The following is a 1791-nucleotide window of genomic DNA, read 5'->3' as shown; positions in this document are numbered from 1 at the left end:
GCCCTTCAGACCCTGCAGCAGATACGCGTCCAGCCGCGCAACGCGCTGCTCGATCTGCTCGATGTGCTGAACGATCTCGTCGGCCACGAAGCGGTGCGTGGCGCTGAACTGCTCGGTGCTCAGGGCCTCGAACAACTCCTCTCGACTGGCCCGCAGCCGGCCCTTGCAGTCCAGCACCTCGTGCATGGGCTTGTCCGCAATCAGCGCCTTGACCATGGCCCGCGCGCTGGCGCCGTGGATGTCGGCCACCACCACGTTGATGCGGATGCCCGCGTCCACCAGCACCTTGAGCAGCCGGTTCTTCTCCGCGCTGCACATGCCCACCAGCTTCTGGCGCTGCCGCGCCACCAGCCGCAACTGCCGCATCAGCAGCGGCGGGATGAACGACGCCCGCAACAGCCCCGCCCGGGCCAGCGTGGCCAGCCACTGCGCATCGGCCATGTCGGTCTTGCGCCCGGGCACCGCCTTGACGTGCCGCGCGTTGACCACCCACGCGGTGATGCCCACCGCCTCCAGCGCCGCGAACGGGCTCTTCCAGTACACGCCCGTGCTCTCCATCACCACCACCTCGGGCCTGATCTCCAGCGACCATTGCGCCAACGCGCGCCGGTCGCGTTTGAAGGCACCGAACTCCCGCTTGATGACCTCCACCCGACCGTCCTCATGTTCCACAACGGCACAGGCGGTGATCTTGGCCTGGTGAACATCCAGCGCAATCACGCGCTTGTGCATCGGGGTCAAATCCATTGCATGCCTCCTGCAGCTTGAACAACAATCACAAGCGTGCGGAGCAGCGTAGGTGCCGCCGACCAACGGCCTGCCGGGCACGCCCGGCGGCTCTCTTTAATGTGGGCTGTCAGACATGCACCCGCCGTCACCGGCCGGTGTACGCCCGCAGGCAATCCTGGGTACGAGTGGTCGGCAGCGGGTCAGGTTAGCTATCGCGGTCACGATGCCATCAAAACTTTGACCGGCCTCTACCCACGCTGCCCCGCACACCCCATAGTCTCTTCCATCATCCCGGGTGCGCCTTCCGGCTCATGATGGTTAGTCGAAAGTCAGCGCACTGGGTCGGCTTTGCGTCGACGTCAACAAGGGTGGGGTTTCTGCCGGACCAGAGCGCCCTTGCCGTGACCCTGAACGGCGCCTACGATCATTGCGTCACCGCACTCCGCTGCACCACTCGGGCTGCTGGACTACGGCCCCGCAGACCCACCTCCACTCCCCGTTCCCGTGGACGCCCGGCAGCCAGTACCTCACACCCTCGGCGACGCCAGCTTCGATGCCCTGACCGGCGAGCTTGCGATCGATGGCGAGGTGCGCCGCCTACGGCCACAGAGCGCCGCCGTGCTGGCCCATCTGCTGTCTCGTGCCGGGCAGTTGGTGACGCGGGACGAACTGCTCGACGCCGTGTGGGGCCAAGCCGTGGTGACGGAGAACTCGCTGGCCCAGTGCCTGTCCGAGATTCGTCGCGCGCTCGGGCCCGAGCGTCTCAGTTGGTTGGAGACGCACGCCCGCCGAGGCTATGCGCTGCACCTGCCGGCCGAAGCGGCGCGCAGTGTTCCGCCGCTGCCAGCGGCGCCAGTCCCTGCCAACGTGTCCCGCCGGCCAGCGACAGTTCGCATGGCGCTGGCGGCAGGGATGGCAGCGCTGCTGGTGCCGGCGGCGATCCTGCTCTTGGGCTGGCACCGCAGCGAACCCGTCGGCCAGATCTCGCTTGCCGTGATGCCCTTCGCCGTACTCGGCGGCGGGGCCGAAGCGACCGCGCTCGCGGACGTCGTCGGAGAAGAC

Annotated in this window: 2 protein-coding genes; one reads left to right on the top strand and one right to left on the bottom strand. The window is 67.7% G+C overall.

Annotated features, from left to right (window positions below):
• A partial coding sequence (locus tag ADADOO_RS15375; protein WP_511278379.1) for an IS110 family RNA-guided transposase occupies positions 1-747 on the bottom strand: 747 nt, incomplete at its 3' end.
• Between the two features lie 486 nt (positions 748-1233).
• On the opposite strand from ADADOO_RS15375, the gene ADADOO_RS15370 reads away from it, so the two are divergent.
• The coding region (locus ADADOO_RS15370; RefSeq protein WP_511278378.1) for a winged helix-turn-helix domain-containing protein at positions 1234-1791 on the top strand (558 nt) is incomplete at its 3' end.

This window comes from Azonexus sp., assembly GCF_036170495.1.
GTDB lineage: Bacteria > Pseudomonadota > Gammaproteobacteria > Burkholderiales > Rhodocyclaceae > Azonexus.
This window is presented reverse-complemented; position numbering and strand designations above follow the sequence as displayed.